Annotated in this window: 4 protein-coding genes; all 4 read right to left on the bottom strand. The window is 58.7% G+C overall.

Going from position 1 to position 6,294, the window contains the following annotated elements:
* A partial coding sequence (locus AB1609_13760; GenBank protein MEW6047525.1) for a transposase occupies positions 1-391 on the bottom strand: 391 nt, incomplete at its 3' end.
* Positions 392-781: 390 nt separating this feature from the next.
* A complete protein-coding gene (locus AB1609_13755) occupies positions 782-1,411 on the bottom strand; it encodes a hypothetical protein (GenBank protein MEW6047524.1) in 630 nt (209 codons plus the stop codon).
* A 149-nt stretch (positions 1,412-1,560) separates the two neighbouring features.
* The gene (locus tag AB1609_13750; protein MEW6047523.1) at positions 1,561-3,768 is read right to left on the bottom strand and encodes an AAA family ATPase; all 2,208 of its coding nucleotides are present in this window, start codon (positions 3,766-3,768) and stop codon (positions 1,561-1,563) included.
* A gap of 807 nt (positions 3,769-4,575) precedes the next feature.
* On the bottom strand, positions 4,576-4,884 hold the full coding sequence (locus AB1609_13745; GenBank protein MEW6047522.1) for a hypothetical protein: 309 nt from the start codon (positions 4,882-4,884) through the stop codon (positions 4,576-4,578).
* Between the last annotated feature and the right edge of the window lie 1,410 nt (positions 4,885-6,294).

Raw genomic sequence — 6,294 nt, 5'->3', positions numbered from 1 at the left:
CGAGCTTGCTGCGCGGGGCCATCAGGCGGTTGAGCACCATCACCCGGGTACAGAGGTCCACGTCGATGGCCACCTGCCGGTCCGACAGCCGGGAGGAGATGAACTCGGAAAGCCCCAGGCGCTCCCAGAGGATACTCACCACGTACGGCACGCCGTACTCGCGCACCTCGTGCGTCTCAAGATCCTTGACCGTTCCCAGGGGACCCTCGGACAGAAAGCCCTGCAACTTCTCGATCAGGTTCCTGATCTGCTCGGGGCTGTAGCGGTCGATGTTGCCCAAAGTGCCGACCTGGCGCTGCTTTTTCTTGCCTCCCTCGCGGTATGACTCCACAATGGCCAGGTAGCGGTATGTACGGCCGTTGCGCTTGACGGTCATGACCCTGGCGAACATGGCTGGTGCCTCCCTCGCCCATTATCACCCCCATTTTACCCATTCATCCGCGGCAGCACAAGCTCTTAAACAAAAAAGTTTCTCACCACGCTTTTTCGTTTTCGCCAGGGAGGAATGGCGTCATTGCTGCATTTTCGGCCCGTCGGGGGGCCGAAAACGGCCTTCCGCTGTCAAAGTCGGGCTCATGCGCCTCCAACTCGCCGGTCAAGCGCCTCATGCGGGGTGGCGGGAGAGGGCCTCCGAGCGTTTTGGTGTTCTTCTCGGTGGCCGTTTAAGTGCGGAACAGCCATTGATCCCCCCGAAGTCATTTCGACAGGCACCGGCCCCTCGGCAGCGGTTCCTGCAGAGGCACGTACGTCGTGACGCAACCAGACCGGTTCTTCGTGTCTGCTATGGGGAACAACTGGCCCCTGCAGACGGGGCACCTACTATCACACCTTCTTCCCGGAGCACACTGGACACGACTCCGCCTAGGGCAATTGCGCACTCCGCGATACCGAACGCAACACTGAGGAACACGAACTTGAATTCCACCCCTAAGGCATTCTCTAGTTGGTCAAGCACCGCCCGTTTCTTAGGATCCCCATGGAAATAGTGGGCGTTGAGCCAAAGGTTAAAAGCGTCCTCGGGCGTCTTGCAACCCTCAACTCCGTGTATCTCAATCACATCGAATTTTCTCAAGGCTTGATCGTATTGTGCTCTCAAAGCATCGACTTCTTTCTCAACCGACTTGACCTTCTGCCGCAAGAGATCGCACACACGCTTGAAGTTTGCGCGCTCCTTGTGCGCGTAAACCATTCTGATGTCCAGCAGCGCTGAACGCACTAGCTCCTCGTCGGGAAAGGTAGCTTCCTGCGTTTCCCACCACTGACCCTCTTCGTCCTTCCAGTACCGAGTTGTCACGCTTAGCTCGCGACTCCCCTCCCTCCAAAGTCGTCGTTTCGCCAGCCTGTCAGCCAGTCTCGCGAAGCTGCGAAGCACCTCCACGTCCTCCCTGCTTAGCCTTCCTCCGACCGACATAGCAGCCTACCCCCCTGAATCCCAAAGTTCTCCGCACCGCCGATGCCCCCTTCGGTACCAATTTGGGTACCCCGGCAATACCGTGAGCTGGGCCCCTGCCGGCAGGCAATGCCATCAACCCTGTGCGTCTGAACGTAACAACATTGACGCTAGCCGCCCGTGCCAGCAAGCGCGGTCAGGAAGTCCCGCATCTCCGCTGCAATTTCGTCAGGAGCCATTAGTGATGCGAGTCGACCGGCATCCCGGCGCTTCCTGAATCGTACCCCGAACCTGCTGCACACCTTGTCGAGAAGCACGCTGCCGGGTACAAGGGCCATCTTATTGCGGGGCCAAAGTTCATCGACCTCCTTGGCGTTCTGCTCACGGACATGCTCCAGTTGCGTCTGTATCCCGTTTAGGACCTCAACCGCCCTTTGAACCTCACGGACAACCCGTTCCCCAAAGGGAAGATCCCCGTCTGTGCCGAAGGGATCAAGGTAGATTGGCTTGCACAGCGTTCTCGCTACGCGTTTCTCGATCACCAGTTCTTTGAGTTGGTCGGCGCACTCGTCAATTGCTTTCGTCACTTCCTCGAGTGACGGAGCCTGCGACTCCCCTTTTCCGTCAAGGCCGGACCTTTTCTCTCGTATGAAAGCCGCGATCGCCCGTGGTACGACGAGATAATTCTCCAATTCTCTCCGCTCGAGCACCTTTAGGACTGCCAAATCCCCAAGGGTATTTCGAAGCTTTTCGATCGCCGACTCATCTAGCTCATCACGGTCGATTAGAAACCACATTTGGGCCTGGCGTTTTCTCAAGAAGCTAAGGGTTTCCGCAGCAGCGAAATGCCCAAAGTTGCGGGCTCCTCTTAGGTGCACGAAGCCCACGTTCAACCGGGCGAGGTTGACGTTGAGTGCCTTGGCCCAGTGCCGTAACACCTCCTCATCCGACGGACCCTCCACGAACAGAATACGGTCAAACAAGAGAAGTGAACTCAGCCTGACGCCCAACTGCTCGAGAACCTCAGCCTCGGCTTCCTCAGAGTCTACCAACCGGATGGTCGTAGCCTGCTCTTTTGATACCATGTAGATGTTGCCGGAGCCGCTCCTGTCCAAGAAGTTGGTTGAATGCGTGGAAAGGAACACCTGGCACTTTGAACTGACAGTTTTGAGGTAGTCCATTACGACCGTCTCAAGTCCAGGGTGCAAATGGATTTCTGGTTCTTCAATCAACAAGACGTTTGGCTGTTTAAACTCAACGTCCAGAATCAGCCTAAGCGCCTCGCGAATGCCCGAGCCGTTGACTTCCACGAGGAATTCGTCGACATCCATCTCGGCTGCCGCTTCTCGCCGCGACGCCGGTGACGGTCCCCCCCGGAAGGCGTCGACCGTCACCCCTAGCAAACCACGCACGGTTTCCTGAAAGGATCTCAGCCGATCCGGTCCGCCGCGAGTCACTTTCAGATCCAGCAGTTGCTGAGCTTCGTCCTTTCCTATGGGCTGCCGCTGCTCGCGTACATACAACACCCTGACGCGCGATATTTTCCGAAGCAGGTTCTGCACGTAACCTGGTATGGCCGACTCCTCACCAGAGAAGGTAGTCACTCTCCGGCCGAGCGGCTCCCTCTCCATTGCCTCCGCTTCCTCAAGTTCCTTCGCTATAAGTGCCTCAACCCCCTTCCGAAAATCGGCGTACGAGAGAGGACCTGCACTGAGCGACTCCAACGACTTCATGGTGTCTGGCCGCAACTGGAGCGACCGGAGCCTGTGGGGGAGCAGCCCTACTCTCCGCTCTCTTTGTGCTAAGAATTCCCATTCTTCAGGGTCGATACGCAGCAAGCCCTCGAGGCTCGCGGCCTCAGAGCGTGCCTTCCCGGCCCTGATCAGACGAGTGTAAATCTCGGCGGCCGCGCCCTCATCAATCCGGAGTATCGTTCTCTCACTACTTGTTCCGTTCGTCCGAACCGAAACCTGACTGACATAGGCGAACGATGCCGGCGAGTGTTTCACTGTAAGAGTCACCGAAAGTGCCAGCGGCATATTCAGCGCCTCTGCAACCGCCCTGACTTGGGGCCTTTCTTCAACGATGTCCCGGATCATTTCCCGGACGTCATCTGCGGTAGGAACCAGAACCAAAGTGATCTCGATAGGCGAATCGGTTTCCTTTTTGAAAAAGTCAATCCCGTCCTGCCCAACCGGAGGCTCAAGGTTTGCAATCCTGCCTCCGTGTATCGCCTCGAAAAAGGCGTTGATGGCGGAAAGAATGTTGGATTTACCGGAGTTGTTTTTGCCTACAAGTATGTTAAGGTTGCCGCAGTTGCACAACTCAGCACTCTGAATGCTTCTGAAGCGGTTTATCCTTACCTCCAGGATTCTCACGTCCCCGTGCACCTCCTTGCCGCGAACTCATGCAACAGGGACTGTCTCCCCACGGTACCCCGCCCCATGCTGCCCGTGCCCGGACAGGATCAGCACCCACTGGCTCATGCCCCAGTCCGGGTCACCAAGCACGTGCTCGGCAATGTTGTTCCTGCAAAGGCTTCACTGGACCCCTGCTGCCAGCCACCCCGGTCATGTCGAACATGCCGGGGAAGGCCAAAAGGCCAGGGCTGCCCCGCCCTGCTCAGGAGCGGAAGGAGCCCCATGGTACCGTCGGAGCCGAGTCGACCGTTAGGATGTGCCGCGGGCCGACCTGGCGTCCTTGGATTCGCACCCTGCCACGAGAAAGGTCCACAGGAACCCCTTCCGCCAGCAACGGTTCCGCTCCGCCGCCCTTACTACGGAAAAAACGTTGCTCAAGCTCCAGTTCCTCATCCCCAAGCCTGACTGCCCGCCTCACCCCGACGGTAACACGTCACTTCCGGCTGCCTCCGCCTCCCGCCCGCAAGCCTACAACCACCTCAGCACGGCCCCAACCCAAACCCGAACCGAAGGCCCACTCTAACCCGGCAAGCAGGAACACCCGCTTCAGCGCACGCACCTGGTCCGGCGCCCGGCCAAACCGCTGCAAGCCCCTCGACGCTCGCGGGTGAGCGTTGGATTCTTAGCAGAGGCATCAGCCCACTGCCCACGACCGTCTGCGACCAGACCGCACCCCAGGGCATGAAAGAACGCGACGGCGATCGCTTCGTCATGGAGTTCTCCTTCGTCGGTAACGAAATGAAGGCGCATGTGCACCAGACCGGGCTACATACCACAGCCGATCAAAGAACCACTCCGCCTGCTCAAAAACGACCCGTGCCGCTCGCCACGCACACCGACGTCCGATACTCCCACCGAACCGGTCGAATGCTCCTTCAGTGCAGACATTTCGACGCCATGGCGGAAATTTCCTTCAGTACGCTCACCATAGCCGCCCCCGCGCACCATCTCCACACGTCCATACCCGCCATAGGTTCGAGTACTCAGGCCCGCACCAGTATGCCCTCCCAAAGGCGGCACGCCTACTGCTGCTTCCCGCAGCCCCTTCACCGAGGGCGGCTCCCACTCCAGCATGCCGCAATGCCTCCGTCAACAGGTGACGGCCGTCGCCTCAGGGACGCGAACCCGCGACACCCACGGAAACAGCAGGTAGCAGCTGCTCCATCTCCAGCAGGATAATGCTAGTCGACGTAACCACGCTCACCCCCCTGCTCACCCTCGCCATGGTCTAGACCGAACGGCGGCAACCATCTGCCGGCGGATCTGATCATTATCGGTTACCATCATAGCATCGGTCCGTGTCCGGATTCCCCTGGCAACGGGAGTTCTTAGCACATCGGGTGAAACGACCCCGGGAAGCAACCCCCTCGCTTTTTCCCTAGCCGCCCGGTCGTTGATCACAGCTACCTATCCACGTTACGCGCTGGCCGCTATCGTTTCGGCCTCCCTCTCCCCGATCGTCCCGCCGGCTAGTAGCCTCCCGGAAAGCGCCAGTTCGGCACTCTTAAGTGCAACGACCTCAATGTCGCCCCTTTGAACGCCGTTTCCAGCGCCTGTCTCGTACGCGGGTGGCGAACCTTCTGTTCGTACAGGAACGCTGTGACAACGCGGTCTTTCCCCGCGAATTGCAGAAGCAAATCAAAATATCCCTACCACGCCAAAGTTGAGAAGAACGGAGGTCTCTAGAATGTCTTTCTGGCAGGCACAGGGCTGGACCCCCAGCGGCATATACGTTGACCCCCCGCCTCCGGCCCCGGCTGGCGGGCTAAGTGCCACTAGACATCCGCTTATGACTTAAGGGTGAAGATACCGCTTTTTGGGATGGAACACACAGCCCTCCGACCCGCTCCTGCCTGGCCTGGCCTAAGCGCAGGCGCAGGGCTACGAGCAGTACGGCCTGTACGACAATCAAATGTTCATGACTTAAAAAGGAAAATCGCTGGCAATCAAGGTAATGATCCGCCACGCCGAGCAAGCGCTGGAACAAAACAGCCAGGGCCAGGGTCGCTCTAACCTCTAGCGAGGGCCCGCGCGAGTGTGGTCCTCGCGGGGGCGGGGTACTCCCCTGCCCCCTTTAGCGTTCTATCCCTTCATTGCCTCCAACCCGCCGGTCAAGCACCTCATCCGGGTGGTGGGAGAGCATCTCCAAGCGTTCTGTTTTCTTTTCGGTGGTTGTTGAACAGCCTGACCCCCAAAACAGACAAGACACGAGAGTGACTATGTTGTGTTGTACCTCAGCTGATCCCGCCCATGGGCATAGCCGCCTCAGTCAGGACTCGAACGGTCTGTGGCCTCATCCGCTAACCGTCCCGAAACGTCCTGCATTCCACAGATCGTAGCGTCCCTTCAATCCCTGAGCCCGTCCAGAGGAAGCCACCGCTCAGGCGATTCGTGGCTCCCGGCCCAATGGACCCTGCTATCGCACACAGTTTTTCACCTGCCACAGCCCAGAAAAGCCCGAGCCCCGTCTTATTTAGGAACTCC

The sequence above is a fragment of the Bacillota bacterium genome, from assembly GCA_040754675.1.
Classification (GTDB): domain Bacteria; phylum Bacillota; class Limnochordia; order Limnochordales; family Geochordaceae; genus Geochorda.
The sequence above is the reverse complement of the archived record's forward strand: the minus strand, read 5'-3'. Positions and strand labels throughout refer to the sequence as shown.